7 protein-coding genes (1 of these 7 running past the window's edge) are annotated in these 20,091 nt (G+C 73.9%); 3 read left to right on the top strand and 4 right to left on the bottom strand.

All coding sequences use genetic code 11. The annotated features are described in order from the left end of the window. Positions 1-42: 42 nt before the first annotated feature. The 3 genes from ACH4K4_RS25275 (at position 43) to ACH4K4_RS25265 (ending at position 5,473) form a co-directional block, all read left to right on the top strand. A complete protein-coding gene (locus ACH4K4_RS25275) occupies positions 43-729 on the top strand; it encodes a FadR/GntR family transcriptional regulator (protein ID WP_398170251.1) in 687 nt (228 codons plus the stop codon). 56 nt (positions 730-785) lie between these two features. Next, the gene (gene car, locus ACH4K4_RS25270; RefSeq protein ID WP_398170250.1) at positions 786-4,322 is read left to right on the top strand and encodes a carboxylic acid reductase; all 3,537 of its coding nucleotides are present in this window, start codon (positions 786-788) and stop codon (positions 4,320-4,322) included. A 365-nt stretch (positions 4,323-4,687) separates the two neighbouring features. Further along, positions 4,688-5,473: an ArsR/SmtB family transcription factor gene (locus ACH4K4_RS25265; RefSeq protein WP_398170249.1), complete on the top strand. Its 786-nt coding sequence runs from the start codon at positions 4,688-4,690 to the stop codon at positions 5,471-5,473. 58 nt (positions 5,474-5,531) lie between these two features. Here the strand turns inward: ACH4K4_RS25265 and ACH4K4_RS25260 are convergent, their stop codons facing one another. The 4 genes from ACH4K4_RS25260 to ACH4K4_RS25245 all read right to left on the bottom strand — a co-directional run. Continuing rightward, positions 5,532-6,596: a TauD/TfdA family dioxygenase gene (locus tag ACH4K4_RS25260; protein ID WP_398170247.1), complete on the bottom strand. Its 1,065-nt coding sequence runs from the start codon at positions 6,594-6,596 to the stop codon at positions 5,532-5,534. A gap of 28 nt (positions 6,597-6,624) precedes the next feature. Then, positions 6,625-6,855: an MbtH family protein gene (locus ACH4K4_RS25255; RefSeq protein ID WP_398170245.1), complete on the bottom strand. Its 231-nt coding sequence runs from the start codon at positions 6,853-6,855 to the stop codon at positions 6,625-6,627. Between the two features lie 61 nt (positions 6,856-6,916). Continuing rightward, positions 6,917-14,035, bottom strand: a complete 7,119-nt coding sequence (locus ACH4K4_RS25250; protein WP_398170244.1) for an amino acid adenylation domain-containing protein — start codon at positions 14,033-14,035, stop codon at positions 6,917-6,919. Further along, on the bottom strand, positions 14,032-20,091 hold the end of the coding sequence (locus ACH4K4_RS25245) for a non-ribosomal peptide synthase/polyketide synthase (protein WP_398170243.1). The gene runs 16,896 nt beyond the window's last position; 6,060 of the gene's 22,956 nt are visible here — the last part of the coding sequence; its start codon lies beyond the right edge, outside the window; it ends in the stop codon at positions 14,032-14,034. Before ACH4K4_RS25245 ends, ACH4K4_RS25250 begins: the two co-directional genes overlap by 4 nt.

The raw sequence follows: 20,091 nt of genomic DNA, 5'->3' as shown, positions 1-20,091 counted from the left end.
GCTGATGTTCAAATGTCTGATGTTTGGCTGTACGGTGTCCCCATGAAACGCATCAGTACACCGCGGCGTACGGCGAGCCTGTCCGCGCAGCTCGTGGACAGCCTCCGCGCGCACATCGAGGCCGGCGGATGGCCGGTGGGCACACGCATCCCGCCGGAGCAGGCCCTCATCGAGGAACTCGGGGTCGGGCGCAGCACGCTGCGGGAGGCACTCGGCGCGCTCGTGCACCTGGGTCTGCTGGAAGCCCGGGTCGGGGACGGCACCTACGTCCGCTCGTCGAGCGAGCTCCAGTCGGTCATGGTGCGGCGAGCGAGTTCCGCACAGCGGGACAACGTCCTGGAACTGCGTACCGTCCTTGAGGAGTACGCCTCGGGGGCCGCCGCCCTGCGCCGCAGCGAGGACCAGCTGCACCAATTGAAAGAGCTGCTGGCCGACGCCGACGCGGCCTGCGCCGGTGCGGACGTGTCCGCGGCCGAGAGTGTCGACGCGCTGTTCCACCGCGCCGTCGTCCGGGCGAGCGGGAACGACCTCCTGATCGAGGTGTACGACTACCTCGGCACGGCTCTCACCTCCTCCCTGGGCGGCCTGCCCTGGGACGCCGCCAACGCCGAGGAACACGCCGGCCTGCACAGGCGGCTCGTCGACGCGATCGAGGCCCAGGACGAGAGCGCCGCCCGCGACGCGGGCGGCGCGATCGTCCGGCTCACCCGCGACCGGCCCCGCACCTGAGAAGTTCAGAACCTCCCCACCTGAACGAACCTTCAAGGCCACAGAGGAGACCACTCATGTCCGGCTCGACGCCCCCGACCGCTCAGTTAGGCGCACGTACCGCTCAGCGCAGCACTCACCTGTACGCGACGGATCCCCAGTTCCGCGACGCCGCTCCCCTGGACGCCGTCTCCGAGGCGATCCGGCGGCCCGGCCTGCCGCTCGCCGACCTCGTGGCCACGGTGATGGAGGGGTACGCGGACCGCCCCGCCCTGGGCGAGCGTGCCACGGAGCCGGTCACCGACCCGGATACGGGCCGTACCGCGCTGCGCCTCCTGGAGCGCTTCGACACGATCACCTACGGCGAACTGTGGGAACGCGTCGGCGCGGTGGCCGCCGAGTGGCGGCACCACCCCGGCCACGCCGTGGGCGCGGGTGACTTCGTAGCGGTTCTCGGCCCCACGGGCGCCGAGTACACCGTGGTGGACCTGGCGTGCGTCCGCTCCGGCGCGGTGAGCGTCCCTCTCCAGGCCGGCGCCTCGGCGGAACACCTGGCCCCCATCGTCGCGCAGACCGGGCCGCGCCTGCTCGCGGTGGACGTGGCACACCTCGACGTCGCGCTTCAGGTCGCGGCGGACGCCCCGTCGCTGGGCAGGATCGTCGTACTCGGCCACCACCCCGGCGTCACCGCCCACCAGGAGATGCTGGACGCCGCGCGCGGCCGACTCGCGGCGCAGGGACGAGGCGTCGCCCTGGACACACTGGCGTCGGTCGTCGAGCGAGGCCGGACCCTGCCACCGGCCCCCAGGAGCCCCGAGAGGCCGGCAGCCGACGCGCTCAGCGCGCTGATCTACACCTCGGGGAGTACGGGCACCCCCAAGGGCGCCATGTACACCGAGCGTCTTGTCAGGCAGTTCTGGGTCGACTTCGTGCCTGGCCAGGAGACGCGGCCGTCCATCGTGCTCAACTACCTGCCCCTGAACCACATGATGGGCCGGGGCGTGCTGTACGGCACACTCGCCAAGGGGGGCATCGCCTGCTTCGTGGCGTCGAGTGACCTGTCGACCCTCTTCGAGGACCTCTCCCTGGTCCGCCCCACCGAGTTCATCATGGTGCCCCGCATCGCCGACATGCTCTTCCAGCGCTACCAGAGCGAGCTGACCCGCCGGAACGACGCGGGGGCGGGAGGCGATCCGGCCGGGCAGGCGGACCGCGTGAAGGAGGAACTGCGGGAGAGGACCCTGGGCGGCCGCCTCCTGTGGCTCGTCAGCGCCTCGGCTCCGCTGAGCGCGGAGATGACGGCGTTCGTCGAGAGCTGCTTGCACGTCAGGCTGCTCGACGGCTACGGGTCGACGGAAGCCGGCATCGTCTCGCTCGACGGCCGGGTGCTGCGCCCGCCGGTGACCGACCACAAACTGGCGGACGTGCCCGAGCTGGGGTACTTCCGCACCGACTCGCCGCACCCCAGGGGCGAACTGCTGATCAAGTCGGACCGGCTCGTCCCCGGCTACTTCCAGCGACCGGATGCCACCGCCCAGGTCTTCGACGAGGACGGCTACTACCACACGGGCGACATCATGGCCCGCACCGGTCCCGACGAGCTGGTGTACGTCGACCGCCGTTCCAACGTCCTCAAGCTGTCCCAGGGCGAGTTCGTGGCCGCTTCCCGTCTGGAGGCCCTCTTCACCGGCAGTCCGGTCGTCCGGCAAGCCTTCGTGTACGGCAACAGTGCTCGCGCCTACCTGCTCGCGGTCATCGTGCCTACGCGGGACGCGCTCGACCGCGTCGGCGAGGACACCCAACGCCTCAGGCCGATCCTGCGCGAGTCCCTGCACCGCCTTGCGGCCGAGGCGGGCCTCAACTCGTACGAGATCCCACGGGACTTCCTCGTCGAGACCGAGCCGTTCAGCCAGCAGAACGGGTTGCTCTCCGGAGTACGCAAGCTGCTGCGCCCCGCGTTGACGAAGCGCTACGGCGAGCGCCTCGAAGCGCTGTACGCCGAGCTGGCCGAGCGCGGGACCGACGAACTCCAGGCACTGCGCCAGGCAGGCCCCTCCCAGCCAGTACGGGAAACCGTGTTGCGGGCCACCCGAGCGCTTCTCGGACACCAACAGGGGGACGTGAAGCCCGGCACACGCTTCCTCGAACTCGGCGGTGACAGCCTCTCCGCGCTGTCGTTCTGCCAGCTCCTCAAGGAGATCTTCCACGTCGACGTCCCTGTCGACGTCGTCATCAACCCGGTCAACACACTTCGGCACATAGCCGATCACATCGAGAACGCCCTCGCGTCGGGACACCGGCGCCCGACCGCCGACAGCGTCCACGGCCCCGGCGTGACACGGCTCGTGGCGGGCGACCTGACGCTGAACGCGTTCTTCGACACGACCCCCAAGGCAAAGACCGACAGGCCGCCCGGCCCACTGCCCCAGGCACGGACCGTTCTGCTGACCGGCGCCAACGGCTACCTGGGCCGCTTCCTGTGCCTCGAATGGCTGGAGCGCGTCGCCGAACGCGGTGGCACGCTGGTGTGCGTGGTCCGCGGAAGCACCGACGAGTCGGCACGGGAACGCCTCGACACGGCCTTCGACAGCGGCGACCCGGAACTCCTCCAGCGCTACCACGACCTGGCAGCCCAGCACTTGGAGGTGGTCGCCGGCGACATCGGAGAGGCCGGCCTCGGGCTCGACGAGCAGACCTGGCAGCGGCTGGCCGACACCGTGGACCTGATCGTCCACCCGGCGGCACTCGTCAACCACGTCCTGCCGTACGACCAGTTGTTCGGCCCCAACGTACTGGGCACGGCCGAACTGATCAGGCTCGCGGTCGCCTCCCGGATCAAACAGTTCACCTACCTGTCGACGGTCGCCGTCGCCTTCGGGGCCGAGGCCGCGGCCGACGAGGCGGCAGACATCCGCACGGCCTGCGGGGCGCGCGACCTCGGCAGCGGTTACGCGAATGGTTACGCGGCCGGCAAGTGGGCGGGCGAGGTGCTGCTGCGCGAGGCGCACGACACATTCGGCCTGCCGGTCGCCGTGTTCCGCTCGAACCTGATCCTCGCGCACCCACACTACCGGGGCCAGCTGAACATCCCGGACGTGTTCACGCGCCTCTTGCTGAGTCTGCTGGCGACAGGCATCGCCCCCGGCAGTTTCTACGCCCGGGGCACCGGTGACGGCAGCGGGCACTACGACGGGCTCCCCGTGGACTTCACGGCGCGGGCCATCGCCTCGCTGGGCGACGACACACGCGAGGGGTACCGGACCTTCAACGTCGTGAACCCGCACGAGGACGGCATCTCACTCGACACGTTCGTCGACTGGCTGATGGCAGCCGGACACCCCCTGACGCGCGTTGACGATTACGACGAGTGGCTCGACCGCTTCGAAACCGCCCTGCGCGGTCTGCCCGACCGCCAGAGGCAGCATTCGCTGCTCCCCCTGCTGCACGCCTTCGCAAGGCCGGAGGAGCCCCTGCCCGGGTCCGCCCTGCCCGCGGACCGGTTCCGCGCGGCAGTCCAAGCCGCCGCCCTCACCCAGGAGGACGACATCCCCCACCTGTCGCAGGATCTGATCACCAAGTACGTGGCGGACCTCCGGTCGCAGCACCTGCTGTGACCGGAACTCCGCCGACGATCACCACGTAGGGCGCCTCCGCCTCAGTTTCCTGCGTGCTGCCGGGGCGCTGTGGCCCGCCATTGCCGTCCCGGATGAGCCGCTGATCGTCCACGACGAGTACCCGTACCGGCGCCGGGCCTGCTGCCGATGTGCACGCTTCCGCCCACCAGGTGCACCCGTTCCCGCATCGCGAGCAGCCCGAACCCGGTGGCGGCCCGCCGGGAAGGCGGTCCCGCAGGCGGGTGCCCTGGAGGGTCACGCCGGTCCCGGCTGAGTACCCCGGCCCCGTCGGGCCGCCGCGCCGTCCCCTCGCCTTGACAGGCAACCCAACGGTTGCCAATCTGGTGTGGAGGGGGTTGGACGGCATGGACGAGGTGTTCAAGGCGCTCGCGGACGCAAGCCGCAGGCGGCTGCTGGACCGGCTGAACGAACGGGCCGGCCAGAGCCTGCGCGAGCTGTGCGCGGGGCTGGAGATGACCAGACAGGCGGTGTCCAAGCACCTGGCGGTGCTGGAAGGCGCGGGCCTGGTCACCACGGTCCGGAACGGCCGGGAGAGGTTGCACTATCTCAACCCCGTGCCCATCCACGACCTTGCCGACCGCTGGATCGGCCAGTACGAGCGGGGCCGGATGGCCGCGCTCGGCAACCTGAAGCACGCCCTGGAAGGAACGGCGATGAGCAAGCCCGAGTTCGTTTACACGATCTACATCCACACCACGCCCGAGAAGCTCTGGGAGGGGCTGACCAGCCCGGAGTTCCTGAAGCAGTACCACGGCGGCTGGGCGCCCTCCTCGGACTGGAAGGCCGGCTCGAAGGTGCTGTGGCCGGTCGAGGACGGCGGTGAGCCGCAGGACCTCGGCCAGGTCGTCACCGAGTCGGAGCCCGGCAAGCGGCTCGCCTACACCTGGCACCGGCTGCAGCCGATGCACCAGGAGATGTTCGGCATGAGTGACGCGGAGTTCGCCGAGGCGGTCAAGGAGCGTTCGCAGGTCGCCTTCGACATCGAGCCGGCCGAGGAGCCGGAGCTGGGTGTGAAGCTCACCATCACCCACGACGGCTTCACCTCGGCCGACTCCAAGATGCTGGAGGGCGTCAGCGGCGGCTGGACCATGATGCTGTCGGAGCTGAAGACGATCCTCGAAAGGGCCTGACCCGCCGCTCGGCGGGCCCCCGCCGGGATCTCGCCGTTCCCGCCGGTCAGCGGCGTCGTCACGGCCCGCCCACCGGCCTCAGCGGCGCGCACACCTGGGATCCGGGGGCCCGCACGGCGCGGGACGGGCGCAGGTCGGCGACCGCGAAGCAGCGCCGCAGCCACCGGTCCCGTCCGTCGTAGCGGGGCCGGAAGGCGGTGCGGCCGTGCACGGCGGTCCGGTTGTCCACGACGATCAGGTCGCCGGCTTCCAGGACCGTACCGACGAGTACGGCGAGCATGGCCTCGCGCAGCTCGTCGAACGCGCGCGCCGCGGTCTCGTCCAGCGGTTCCATGGCGTGGAAGTCGGCGACGATCTCGGGATCGGCGGCCGGCCCGGACAGCACGGGCAGCGGCGGCGAGACGATGCCGGCACCGGCGTCCGCCCCGGTGCCGGGGCCGCCGAACGAGCTGCTGGGGTGGATGCGGAACAACGGGCGACGCAGTACGCGGACGCACTCGGCGGACAGGCGGGGCAGCGCCCGGGCGACGGCACCATAGGTGGTGCGGGCCCGGCGCTCGTGGTCGGCGCGCAGGCACAGCAGCGTCACGAAGTCCGGCTTGTAGGGGTGGAAGCCGTCCTCGGTGTGCAGTTCGAGCAGCACGCTGCCGCTGTTCTCCTGGCGCTGTTCGGCGCCCCTGACCGGGACGATGTCCTGGACCAGGTGACCGGCCTTCTCGTCGGCGTAGGCGATGACGTCGCCGAGCCAGGACACCACGGCCAGCTGGGCCACGGTCGCGGTCCGCAGGCCTGACCAGGCGGGTGCGGCGCCGTCGGCGGGGGTCGGCGGCACGTCCTCGTCGAGCGGCACGTTGCGTACGAGCAGGGCGCCGTGCGGGTCGCCCTGCCTCCGGAAGTGGCTGAGCGCGCGGGCCAGGCGCGGCGGGACCCAGCGCGCCGCCACCTCGATCTCCGCGAGCAGCCGGGAGTCGTCGAACTGCCCGGGCCCGGCCGGCTCCCCGTGCGGCAGCATGCCGGTGATCTCGGCGGCGACCTTGCGGAACTGTTCGGTCTCCTGCGGTGTCAGCTCCACCGTCACGCCCTCGGCGCCGCCGCCGGCGGAAGGTTCCCGGTACGTCAGCACAGCGGTGTCTCCTCGCGGTCCGCGGCGGTCAACGGGCGGACGGGAACCCGGCTTCGTCCATGGCCCGGACGAGGCTCTTCGGGCGCATGTCGGTCCAGTGTTCCTCGACGTGGGCGAGGCAGGCCTCCCGTGTGTCCTCGTCGCGGGCGACCGTCCAGCCGGCCGGGACCTCCGCGAACGACGGCCACAGCGAGTGCTGGCCCTCGGCGTTGACCAGTACCAGGTAGGTGGCGTCGGGGTTCTCGAAAGGGTTGGTCATGGTGTGGTCCTTCTCCGGGTGAGCTTGCTTTCGGGGACGGGGGTTCGGAAGTGTCGGACGGCTACCGGGCGGGCTCGCCCGGGCCCTCCAGCCGCTCGGCGAGCACCCGGCCGATGTCGGCCAGCGGCTCGGACCGGCACATGTCGTGGTGGGTGCAGTACACGGCGTACCGGTGTACGCGCCCGGTGGCGAAGGGTTCCCAGGCGGCCGCCGTGGGCGCTTCGTCCGGGCGGCCGGCGGCCGCGGTGAAGTGCAGGATGTCGCCGTCGAACCGGCCGGGCGCATGCGCCGACGCCAGCTCCCTGCTGTTGGCGAAGACGTCGGCCAGGGCCGCGACATGGCGTTTCCCGATGTCCGCCAGGGGGCCGCCGCCCCGGCGCAGGATCTCCATGACGTCCTCGATGCGCAGTTCTTCGGCGCCGGTGGCGTCCTCGCCGTGGCCCGCGAAGTCGAGCAGCGTCGTCAGGATCTCGCGCTCCTCCACGGGCGGGGCCGGGGACTCGGGGTCGCGGGGGTAGGAGTCGAGCAGGGTGAGGGAGGCGACGTCCGCGCCCTCGGCCTGGAGGCGGACGGCGACCGCGTGGGCCGCGAGGCCGCCGAAGGACCAGCCCAGCAGGTGGTACGGGCCGGTGGGCCGGACCGAGCGGATCTGCCGGACGTAGTCGGTGACCAGTTCGTGCATGGCCGTGGGGTACGCCTCGGGGCGGGCGAGACCGCGGGCCTGCAACCCGTATACGGGACGGTCCGGCCCCAGGTGGCGCAGCAGTCCGGTGTAGCACCAGCTCAGGCCGCCGGCGGGGTGGACGCAGAACAGCGGTTCCAGCGCGCCGGAGCCGCGCAGCGGCAGCAGGACCTCGAAGGCGTCGCCCCGGACGCCGAGGCGCAGCCGGTCTATCAGGCGGCCGACCGTGGGCGCCGCGAACAGGTCGCTGACCGACAGCTCGACGTCCGCCGCCTCTCGTATGCGGCGGACCAGCCGGATGGCCGCCAGCGAGTCCCCGCCGAGGTCGAAGAAGTCGTCGTCGATCCCGGTTCCCGCGAGGCCGAGGACCTCGGCGAACAGGCCGCAGAGCACCTCCTCCTCGGGGGTGCGGGCGGGCCGCTTGGCCGCCACGGACAGCGGGCCCGGCTCCGGCAGGGCGCGCCGGTCGAGTTTGCCACTGGTGGTCAGGGGCAGGGCGGCCAGTACCACCACCACGGCCGGCACCATGTACTCCGGCAGTAGCTGCGCGGCGTGGCGCCGCAGGTCGGCGGGGCGCGGGTCGGCTCCCGGCGCGGGCGCCACGTACGCCACCAGCCGCTGGTCACCGGGCCGGTCCTCGCGGAGGACGACGGCGGCCTGGGCGACGGCGTCATGCCCCGACAGGGCGGCCTCGATCTCGCCGAGTTCGATACGGAAGCCCCGCAGTTTGACCTGGTCGTCGGTACGGCCGGCGAACTCCAGCACCCCGCCCGCGGTCCACCGGGCAAGATCCCCGGTACGGTACATCCGCTCCCCCGGCGCACCGAACGGGCAGGCCACGAACCGCTCCGCCGTCAGGCCGGGCCGCCCCAGGTAGCCGCGCGCAAGCTGGACACCGGCCACGTACAACTCCCCCGTCACACCCGGAGACACCGGCCCGAGGCCCGCGTCCAGTACGTAGGCGCGGGTGTTGCGGACGGGGCGGCCGATGGGCACCGGGCGGGTGGTGGTGTCCTGGCCGGCGGCCGGGTGCCGCCCGCAGGACCAGGTCGTGGCGTGGATGGTGGTTTCCGTCGGTCCGTACAGGTGGTTCAGGGGCGCGCCGAGGAGGCTGGTGGCGCGGTCGCGCAGCTCCGCCGGCAGCGCCTCGCCACCGGTCTGGACGCGTCGCAGGCTCGTGCACCCGGCGGCGCCGGGCTCGTCCAGGAAGACCCGCAGCATCGACGGCACGAAGTGCACGGTGGTCACCGCGTGTTCGCGGATCAACGCGGCCAGATAGGCGGGGTCCCGGTGCCCGTCGGGGGCGGCGACGATGACGCGTGCGCCGGTGATCAGGGGCCAGAACAGCTCCCACACGGACGCGTCGAAGGCGGCGGGCGCCTTGTACAGGCAACTGTCGGAGGGTTCGAGACCGAACTCTTCCCGCATGCCGAGGAGCCGGTTGACGACCGCGGCGTGCGGGACGACGACACCCTTGGGAGTGCCGGTGGAGCCCGAGGTGTAGAGCACGTAGGCCGGGTGCGACGGGGCGAGCGGTACGGTACGCGCCGTGCCCGCCGTCTCCGGCTGGGGGTTCCGTACGCCCTCCAGATCGTCCAGGACACACACCGGCCGGGCCTCGTCGAGCAGGAGGCTGACGCGTTCAGCCGGAAGGGCGGGATCAACGGGCAGGTAGGCCGCGCCACTCTTGAGCACCCCCAGCAGCGCCACCACCAACTCCACCGAACGCGGCAGCACGACGGCCACCACCCGCTCCGGCCCCGCACCCCGCTCGACCAAGGCGGGCGTCACCCGGTTCGCCCACGCGTCCAACTCCGCGTACGACAAGGAGCCGCCCTCACCGACCACCGCCACCGCGTCCGGCGTCCGGACCACCTGCGCCTCGAACAACTCCGGCAACGTGCCCCGGGACAGCGGCCGCGCGGTCGCGTTCCACCCCGTCAGGACTGACTCCCGCTCGGCCGGGGACAGGATGCCGAACCGCCAGATCCGCCGGCCGGGGTCGGCGGCGACGGCGTCGAGCAGCCGCTCGAAGCGGGTGACCATGCCCTCCACCGTGCCGAGGTCGAACAGGTCGGTGCTGTACTCGACACCGCCTTCGAGGCCGCCGGGCCCGCCGTCGGTGGTGTTCCGCTCGGCCAGCCGGAACAGCAGGTCGAACTTGGCCGACTGCGACCGCGTCTCCTCGGCCCTGACGTGCAGGCCGGGCAGCTCCACCGGCAGGTCCCCGGCGTGGTGGAGGGACAGCAGTACCTGGAACAGCGGGTGCCGGGCCGCCGAGCGGGCCGGCTTGAGCACCTCCACCAGGTGCTCGAAGGGCACGTCCTGGTGGCCGTACGCGGCCAGGCCGGTCCGGCGGACCCGGTCGAGCAGCTCCGTGAAGGGCGGGTTGCCCCCGGTGTCGGTGCGTAGCACCAGCGTGTTGACGAAGCATCCGACGAGGTCGTCCAGGCCGTCGTCGGTGCGCCCGGCGACCGGCGTGCCGATCGGGATGTCGGTGCCCGCGCCCTCGCGGGTCAGGAACACCGCGAGGGCCGCTTGGACGACCATGAACAGGCTCGCGCCGTTCGCCCGCGCCAGCCCGGTGAGCCGGGCGTGGGTACCGGGGGCGACACGCAGCGGCACCGTTGCGCCACGGTGTCCGGACACCTCCGGCCGGGGCCGGTCCCGCCGCAGCTCCAGCTCGTCCGGCAGTCCGTCGAGCGCTTCCCGCCAGTACGCCACCTGGCGGGAGAGCGCGCTGTCCGGGTCGCTCTCCTCGCCGAGGAAGTCCCGTTGCCACAGGGTGTAGTCGGCGTACTGGACCGGCAGCGGCGCCCAGGCCGGGGCCTCGCCGGCGCGGCGGGCCGCGTAGGCGGCGGACAGGTCGCGGGCGAGCGGGTGGTTGGACCGGCCGTCGCCCGCTATGTGGTGGAGCACGAGCAGCAGGACGTGCTCGCCGGGGCCGAGTTCGAACAGTTCGGCGCGCAGCGGCGGTTCGCCGGCGAGGTCGAAGGGGCGCGCGTACGCGTCCGCGAGGGCCGCCGTGAGCCCGTCCTCGGCGACCTTGCGCACGGGCAGCGGCGCGGGCGCCTCGGTGGGTGCCAGGACGTGCTGGCGCGGGGTGCCCCCGGTGTCCGGGTACACGGTGCGCAGGACCTCGTGCCGGGCCACCACGTCGTTCAGGGCGGCGCGCAGGGCCGCGACGTCGAGCCCGCCGGTCAGGCGCAGCGCGAACGGCATGTGATACGCCGGTGTGTGCCCGTCCATCTGGTGCAGGAACCACAGGCGCCGCTGGGCGAAGGACAGCGGCAGTTCGGCCGGGCGCTCGTCGGCGGGCCGCAGCGGCGGCCGCCGCCGGGCGTCCTCGCGCGGCGCGGCGAGCCGGGCCGCGAGCCCGGCGGCGGTCGGTGCCTCGAAGACGTCCCGCACGGCGAGTTCCGCGCCGAGGGCCGCGCGGACGCGCGAGACCAGCCGGGTCGCGAGCAGGGAGTGGCCGCCGAGGGTGAAGAAGCCGTCCTCGACGCCGACCCGGTCCACGCCGAGGACCTCGGCGAACAGGCCGCACAGGATGTCCTCGACCGGGTCGCGCGGCTCCCGGCCGGCGGTGCCGCCCGTGCCGGGGGCGGGCAGGGCGCGGCGGTCCAGCTTGCCGCTGGGGGTCGTCGGCAGGGCGTCGAGCACGACGACCAGGGCGGGCACCATGAACTCGGGCAGCGTCCCGGCGCAGAACTCGCGCAGTTCCTCCGGGCGTACCCGGGTGCCGGGCGCGGGTACCACGTAGGCGGTCAGGCGCTGGTCGCCCGGCCGGTCCTCGCGTACGGCGGCGGCCGCGTGCGCGACGGTGGCGTGCCGGGCGAGCACCGTCTCGATCTCCCCGGGTTCGACCCGGTAGCCGCGCAGCTTCACCTGGTCGTCCACCCGTCCGGCGAAGGCCAGCAGTCCGTCGGCCGTCCAGCGGGCGAGGTCTCCGGTGCGGTACATCCGCGTCCCCGGTCCGCCGAACGGGTCGGCGACGAAGCGTGCGGCGGTCAGGCCGGGCCGGGCGAGATAGCCGCGGGCCAGCTGGATGCCGGACACGTAGAGCTCACCCACCACGCCGGGCGGCACCGGGCGCAGCCGTGCGTCGAGCACGTAGGCCCGCGTGTTGGCGACCGGCCGCCCGATGACGGGCTGTGTACTGTCGCGCACCCGTGCGCCGACGGCGTCCACGGTGCACTCGCTCGGCCCGTAGTAGTTGTGCACCTCGGTTTCCGGGTGGGCTCGCAGCGTCTCCCACAGTGCCGCGTCGACGGCCTCCGCGCCGAGGAGGATCACCCCTGGGCGGTGCCCGGGGCCGTCCATCAGCCCGAGTGCGGTCAGTTCCCGCATCAGCGAGGGGGTGACGCCCAGGTAATCGATGGTCCGCTCGCGGACGTACGCCAGGAGCGCGGTGGCGTCGCGGCGGGTGTCCTCGTCCACGACGTGGAGTTCGTGGCCGGCGACGAGGCCCGTCAACTGTCCCATGGAGGCGTCGAACGACGCCGACGCCGTGTGTGCCACGCGCAGCCGCCGTCCGGCCGACGCGGCCACGGCGTCGGCCGCCGGGGCGAACACCCGGTCACGGTGGTCGGCGTACAGGTTCGCCAGGCCCAGGTGCGTGACGACCACGCCTTTGGGCACGCCCGTAGATCCGGAGGTGTAGACGACGTACGCCGCTTGGTCGCCGAGCGGGGCCGGGGCAGGGAAGGCGGCACCGGCTTCGGACGGGTCGTCGTCGTCCAGCAGCACCACGGACGCCGCCCGGTCCTCCCCGAGGCGATGGGTCAGGTCCCGTTCGGTGAGCACCAGCGGCACGGCCGCGTCGGCCAGCATGAACGCCAGCCGCTCCGCCGGGTAGCCGGGGTCCAGCGGTACGCACACCCCGCCGGCCTTCCAGATGGCCAGCACGGCGGCGATCATCTCCGCCGACCGGCGCACGCACAACCCCACCATGACGTCGGGCCCGGCGCCCCGGGCGGCCAGGCGCCGCGCGAGGCGGTCCGCGCGCGCGTCCAGTTCGGCGTACGTCCAGGACACCCGGCCGCAGACGACGGCCACCGCGTCCGGGGTCCGCGCCGCACGGGCCGCGAACGCCTGCGGCACCAGCTCGGACGGCGGCTCGCCGGCCGTGCCGTTCCACTCCTCCAGCACCCGGGTCCGCTCGGCCGGGTCCAGGATCTCCAGCGCGCCGATCCGCCGGCCGGGGTCCGCGGCCAGGTTCTCCAGGACCCGGACCACCCGCGCCATGATCGCTTCGGCGGCCTCCCGGTCGAACAGGGCGGTCTGGTGGTCCAGGCGCAGGCGCAGCGGACCGCCGGGCAGCACCATGAAGTTGAGCGGGTAGTGGGTGACGCCGTGGCTCCGGTTCGCCGTCACCCGCAGTCCGCTGCCGTGCGCGGTGGCGGCGAGTCCGCTCTCACCGGCGGGGAGGTTCTCGAACACGGTCACCGTGTCGAACAGTTCGCCCGCGCCCAGCGTGCGCTGGATGCCGGAGAGGCCCACGTGCTGGCAGGCCAGCAGGCGTGTCTGCGCTTCCTGGAGCCTGGCCAGCATCCCGGTCAGCGGCTGCTCCGGGTCGAGGCGTACCCGTACCGGAAGTGTGTTGGCGAACAGGCCGATCATCCGCTCGACGCCGGGCACCTGGGGCGGTCGCCCGGAGACGGTGGTGCCGAAGACCACGTCGTCCTTGCCGGTCAGCCGGCCGAGGACGATCGCCCAGGCGCCCAGGAAGACCGTGCTCAGGGTCAGCCGCTCGCGGCGGGCCAGGGCGTCCAGCGCGGCGGTGAGGCCGTCCGGCAGGTCGCGCAGGACTTGGCCGGGCAGTGCCGGCTTCCGGGACGGGTCGGCGGGTGCCACGCGGGTGGGCTCCTCGACGCCCTTGAGCACCCGGCGCCACACGTCCTCGGCTTCGGCCCGGTCCTGTCCGGCCAGCCAGGCCAGGTAGTCGCGGTACCGGGCCGCGGGAGGCATCCCGTCCTCCCGGCCGCCCCGCACGTACAACTGGAACAGCTCGCCCAGCAGCAGTTGCACGGACCATCCGTCCAGCACCAAGTGGTGGGCGGTGATGACGAACCGGTGCCGTGCCGGGCCGAGCCGCAGGAGCGTGAAGCGCAGCAGGGGCGGGCGGGCCGGGTCGAAGCGGCGGAGCCGGTCCTCGGCCGCGATCCGCTCCGCCTGCGCCTCCCGCTCCTCGGCGGGAATCCCGGTGAGGTCGTCCTGATGCCACGCCGGGGCGGCCTCGCGCGGCACGACCTGCACCGGCTCGTCCAGGCCCTCGTGCCAGAAGCCGGCGCGCAGGGCGGCGTGGCGCCGCAGCAGGGCGCGCGCTGCCTCGCGAAGTGCCACCGCGTCGAGGTCGCCGTCCAGGTCGTAGGCGCTCTGCAAGGTGTAGACGTCGAGGGCCGCCGTGTCGTACAGCGCGTGGAACAGCAGCCCTTCCTGGAGTGGTGCGAGGGGGAGGATGTCCTCCAGTTCGCCCTGCGGCCCCGCCTGCGTCATTGTGATCGCCTCCATGCGGCTTCGAGCTGTTCCAACTTGTCCTGGCTGAGCCGGACCAGTGGTACGTCGGACGGGGTGCGGCCGCCGGCGTCGGGCCGGGCGGCGTGGGCGGCCAGCGTCTCCAGCGCGCGGGCCCAGGCGGCGGCCAGGTCGTCCAGGTCGCGGCCGGTCAGGGGCGAGCGCGCCCGGCGCCAGGTCGCGGCCAGCCGCGGTCCGCCGGGGCCGTCCACGGCGGTGACGTCCACCTCTGCCCAGTACCGCGGCGCCTCGTCGGCCGCGTACGGGCCGGACGGGACCTGCGGCAGCCGTCCGAGGTAGTGGAAGGCGAACCGGGGGCCGGGCAGGGCCGCCAACTCGGGGGCGGTGGCGGGGTTGAGGTGGCGCAGCAGGCCGTGGCCCACGCCGCCGTCCGGCAGGGACCGCAGCTCCTCCTTGACCCGTTTGAGAGCCGTCGCGGCGGCGTGCCCGCCGTCCTCCCGCAGCGCTTCCCCGTCCGGGTCGCCCAGGTCCAGGCGGACCGGGTGGGTGGCGGTGCAGCGGCCCACGGTGCGGGACAGGTCGATGCCCTCGCCGATGGGTGCGCGGCCCGGACGCCGTACGTCGGCGAGCACGGTGCCGTCGGAGGCGCCGCGACGGCGCCGCCAGTCGGCGACCGCCAGCGCGAACGCGGTCAGCAGCACGTCCTCGGCGTCGGTGTGGAAGACCGCCGGCACGTCGGTGAGCACCTGCGCGGAGCGCTCGGCGGACAGGACGGTCGTGAGCGCGCCGTCCCCCGCCTCCCGCGCCTGGAGGCCGCCCAAGGTGTCGCCCGGGTCCTCGTCCGGGCGGCCGGGCCCGGCGAGGATGCCGGTCCACCGGGGCAGTTCCCCGGTCCGCCGGGGGTCCTGTGCCTGGGTGCGCAGGTGCTGGGCCCAGCGCCGGAAGGACGTGCCGACCGGGGCGAGTCGGGGGAGCCGCCCCTCGGCCGCGGCCTCGCAGGCGTCCGTGACGTCCCGCAGCAGGACGCGCCAGGACTGCGGGTCGGCGACGAGGCGGTGCAGGACGAGCAGCAGCAGACCGGGGCGGCCGGGCCGGGCGTCGAAACCGACTGCTTGGAACAGCACTCCGGACGGCGGCGCCAGGCGGGCCGCGGCGGCCCGCTCCTCCTCGGCGACGGCGGCCTCGTGCGGTGCGGCCCCGCCGCGGCGCAGATGGTCCGCGGCCCGGACGGTGCCGGGCGGCGTCACTTCGAGCAGCCACCTCGGCCCGTCCGCCTCCGCAGGCCCGCCGGGGGCCAGGCGCATCCGCAGCGCGTCGTGGTGGTCGAGGACCGCTTGGAGGGCGGTCTCCAGCGCTTCGGGGCCGAGTCCGGCCGGGATCGGTACGGTCATCGCCTCGTACCCGGTGCCGGGGTCGGCGTCGTGCTCCCACAGCGCGTGCAGGTCCGGGGTCAGCGGCACCACGCCGATGCCCGCCTGCGGCGCCTCCGTGGTGGCGGCCGCCGCATCCGGCGTCCCGGCGGCCGCGGCCAGCGCCGCCACGGTCTTGTGCCGGAACACGTCCTGCGGGCCGATCGCCAGCCCGGCGGCCCGGGCCCGGCTGACCACCTGGATGGAGACGATGCTGTCGCCGCCGAGTTCGAAGAAGTCGTCGTCGGCGCCGACGGACGGGCGGCCGAGCACCTCCGCGAAGATGTCGCACAGCAGCCGTTCCCGGGCGGTCGCCGGAGGGCGGCCCGTAGTGACCCCGGCCGTCTCCGGCGCCGGCAGCGCCTTGCGGTCGGCCTTGCCGTTCGGCGTCAGCGGCAGCGCGTCCAGCGTGACGACCACCGCGGGCACCAGGTACTCCGGCAGCCGCCGGCGCAGCCAGGCGCGTACCGAGGAGCCCAGGGCGGCCGGCGGCACGGCGGCCGCCGGGTCGTTGGTGAAGGACGGCGGCGCGAAGCGGTCGGCCGCCGGCACGTACACCCCGGTGACCGGGGCGCCGTCGTCCTGAGTGGCGAACAGGGCGTCGAAGCAGTCGTCGCCGGCCGTGCCCGACCAGGTGACGGCCGTCCAGAACCCCAGCTCCTCCCCCAGCGCGCACAGCGTCTCGGGGTCCACGGTCACGGCGTGCCCGGCGGCGGCCTCGCCCGCCAGCCGCGCGTTGGGGATGCCGGTGAGGCGCAGCCGGTCCGGCCGGCGCTCCGCCAGCAGCGCGGCGATCCCCTGCGCCCCGCCCAGGTCCGGACGCCAGGGCAGCGCGGGCGCGTCGGCGAACGACCGGGCCTGCGCGGCCGGCGGTGTGCGGTGCAGGACGACGTCGTAGCGGTACCGGGACAGCTCGTTGTGGTACGCCCCGCGCTTGAGGCGTACGTCGACGGCGGCGATCTCGGGGACGGTGGTGGGCAGGGCCGGGAAGAAGTCCGGATCGACCAGCAGTTCCCGCTCGGGTGCGGTGGCACCGGTGGCCGCCCGCAGGCTCGGCAGCAGCCGCAGGTTGCGGACGTCGCCGAGGAACAGGGCGCCGCCCGGCGCCAGCAGCCGCAGCGCGGCGCCGAGCACGTCGGTCAGATAGGCGGCGCCGGGGAAGTACTGGGCCACCGAGTTGAGCACGACGGTGTCGAAGAAGCCCTCCGGCAGTCCGGTCAGGTCGTCCGCCGGCTGGGCCCTGAGCACCACCCGGGAAGCGAGCCGGGGGCGTTCGGCGACCTGTGCCGTCAGCGCCTCGATCACGGCCGCCGACAGGTCGGTGCCCCAGTAGGCCTCGCACTCCTCGGCGAGCCGCGACAGGAGCAGGCCGCGGCCGACGCCGATCTCCAGCACCCGCCGGGGCCGCAGTTCCCGGATGCGCGCGACGGTGGCGTCCCGCCACTGCCGCATCTCGTCGGCGGGCAGGGGCTCCCCGTCGTAGGTGCTGTTCCACCCGGTGAAGTCCTCGCCGAACGGGGCGGATTCCGACGTCCCGTACAGGGTGTCGTAGAGCTGCCGCCACTCGCCGAGGACCCGTTCCGGGGCGTCGTCGGCGGCCCGCGCGGGCTCCGGGCCGTCCGCCGCCGGGACCACGTACCCGAGCAGGCGGGTCCCGCCGGGGCCGTCGTCACGGACCGCCGCGACGGCCTGCGCCACCTCGGGGTGGGCGGCCATCGCGGCCTCGACCTCGCCGAGTTCGACCCGGTGGCCCCGGACCTTGACCTGGTCGTCGGTCCGCCCGGCGAATTCCAGCTCGCCTTCGGCGTTCCACCGCGCGAGGTCGCCGGTGCGGTACATCCGGGTGCCCGGCGCGCCGAACGGGTCGGCGGTGAACCGCTCGGCGGTCGGGCCGGGCCGCCCCAGGTAGCCGCGGGCCAGGCCCGCGCCCGCCAGGTACAGTTCGCCCGCCACGCCGGTCGGCACCGGGCGCAGCGCCGCGTCCAGGACGTAGGCGCGGGTGCCGGTGATGGGCGTGCCGATGGGTGCGACGGCGTCGTCCCCGGTCAGCGGCCGGCTCATGGTGCCGCAGACCGTCGACTCGGTCGGCCCGTAGGCGTTGACCATCCGCCGGCCGGGGGCGAAGGCCGTCACCGTCCGCGGCGGGCAGTGCTCTCCCGCGACCACCAGGCAGGTCACCGGGGCGAGCTGTTCGGGCGTCATGACGCCCAGCGCCACGGGCGGCACGGTCAGGTGCGTCACGTCGTGCTCGGCCACCACGGCGGCGAGGTCGGGGCCCGGCAGGAGCCGTTCGGCCGGCGCCACCACCAGGGCCGCGCCGGTCAGCAGCGCCATGCACAGCTCCCAGAACGCCGCGTCGAAGCTGGGCGAGGCGAACTGGAGGACCCGGCTGCCCGGCCCGGCGCCGAAGGCGTCCGCCTGCGACGCCGCCAGAGCGGCCGCGCCCGAGTGGGTGACGAGCACGCCCTTGGGTACGCCGGTCGAGCCGGAGGTGTAGATCACGTAGGCGGGATCGGCGGGCACCGGCGGCCGGGCGCACACGGACAGGTCCCGGGCCGGGTGCCCATCGCGGGCACCCAGGTCGTCCAGGTCGCCCAGACCCAGCCTGGGCAAGCCGTCGGAACCGGGCACCTCCAGGCCGGCGGCACCCGTCAGCAGCAGCGACGGGCGGGCGTCGTCGAGCATGAAGGCCAGGCGTTCGGCCGGGTAGCCGGTGTCGAGGGGAAGGTAGGCCGCCCCCGCCTTGAGCGTCGCGAGGACCGCCACGACCAGATCGGCGCCGCGGGGGAACGCCAGGGCGACCACGTGCCCGGGGCCGATGCCGCGGGACAGCAGCAGGTGCGCCAGGCGGTCGGCCCGGCCGTTCAGCTCCCGGTACGTCAGCGTGCCGGAAGCGGACAGCACCGCGGGGGCGCCCGGGTGCCGGGCCACCTGGCGTTCGAACAGCTCGGGCACGGTGGCGGACGGCACCCGGGGGCCGTCGGCGTCCTGTGTACGGGCGTGTTCGGCGGGGGTGAGGACGTCGGCCTCGCCGATGGGGAGCGCCGGGTCGGCGGTGACCGCCTCCAGCAACCGTGTCCACCGCTCCACCAGCGTCCGCACCGTCCGCCGGTCGAACAGGTCGGTGCTGTACTCCAGCGTCCCGCGTACGCCTCCCGAAGGGCCGCGTTCGGTGACGCTGAAGAACAGGTCGAACCGCGAGGTCCCCGAGGCGGCCGGCTCGGGCGTCACCTCGACGCCGGGCATCGCCAGCCCGGCTTCCGGGGTGTTCTGTAGCACCAGCGCCACCTGGAACAGCGGGTGGCGGTTCGGTGAGCGGACCGGGTTGAGCGCCTCCACCAGGTGCTCGAAGGGCACGTCCTGGTGGGAGTAGGCGTTCAGGGCCGTGTCCCGTACGCGCCGGAGCAGTTCGCCGAACGACGGGTCGCCGGAGGTGTCGGTGCGCATCACGAGCGTGTTGACGAAGAGGCCGACCGCGTCGTCGAGCGCCTCGTCGTGGCGCCCCGCGACGCCGCTGCCGATCGGCAGGTCCGTGCCCGCGCCGAGCCGGGTGAGCAGCGCGGCGAGGCCGGCGTGCAGCACCATGTGCAGGCTGGCCCCGGTGTCCCGGGCCAGGTCCGCCAGCCGGCGGTGCAGTGCGGGGCTCAGGTCGAAGCCGAGCGTCTCGCCTCGGTAGGTGGACACGGCGGGCCGGGGGCGGTCCACGGGGAGCGCGAGTTCCCTGGGCAGGTCCGCCAGGTTCTCGGCCCAGTACGCCACTTGACGGGCGAACAGGCTCTCCGGGTCGGTCTCGTCGCCCAGCAGCGCGCGCTGCCACAGCGTGTAGTCCGCGTACTGGACGGTCAGCGGCGTCCACGAAGGCGCCCGGCCCCGGGAGCGTGCGGCATAGGCCGTGGCCAGGTCCCTCGCCAGGGGGGCCATCGACCAGCCGTCGCCGGCGATGTGGTGCACCACCAGTACCAGCAGGTGCTCCCGCTCGCCCAGGACGAACAGTTCCGCCCGCAGCGGCAGGTCGGCCGCGAGGTCGAAGGGGTAACGGGCCGCAGCCCGGACGGCCTCGCGCAGCCCGGCCTCGTCGGCATGCCGTACGAGCAGTTCGGGGCGGGCGCCGTCCGCGTCGAGGACGAGTTGGCGGGGCACTCCGTCCGTCACCGGCAAGACGGTGCGCAGGCTCTCGTGCCGGGCCGCCACGTCGGCCAGCGCGGCACTCAGCGCCGTACGGTCCACCGTGCCGCGCAGGCGCAGGGCGATCGGCATGTTGTAGGTGGCGTTCGGGCCTTCCAGCCGGTGCAGGAACCACAGCCGCTGCTGGGCGAACGACAGCGGCAGGGTCTCGGGCCGGGGCACCGGCCGCAGTGCGGGCCGTGTCGCGTCCCGGTTCTCCTCGTCGTCCAGCCGCGCGGCCAGTCCGGCGGCCGTGGGTGTCTCGAACAGGGCGCGGACGGGCAGTTCGGCCCCCAGGGCGGTACGGATGCGGCTGATGAGCCGGGTCGCCAGCAGCGAGTGTCCGCCGAGGTGGAAGAAGTTGTCGTCGACGCCGGCCGCGGCCAGGCCCAGCACCTGCGCGAACAGGTCGCACAGCACCCGCTCGCGCGGGGTCGAAGGCCCGCGTGAACCCTCGACGGACCCGAGGTAGGGGGCGGGCAGCGCCGCCCGGTCGAGCTTCCC

Source organism: Streptomyces sp. NPDC017529 (genome assembly GCF_044329785.1).
Classification (GTDB): domain Bacteria; phylum Actinomycetota; class Actinomycetes; order Streptomycetales; family Streptomycetaceae; genus Streptomyces.
This window is presented reverse-complemented; position numbering and strand designations above follow the sequence as displayed.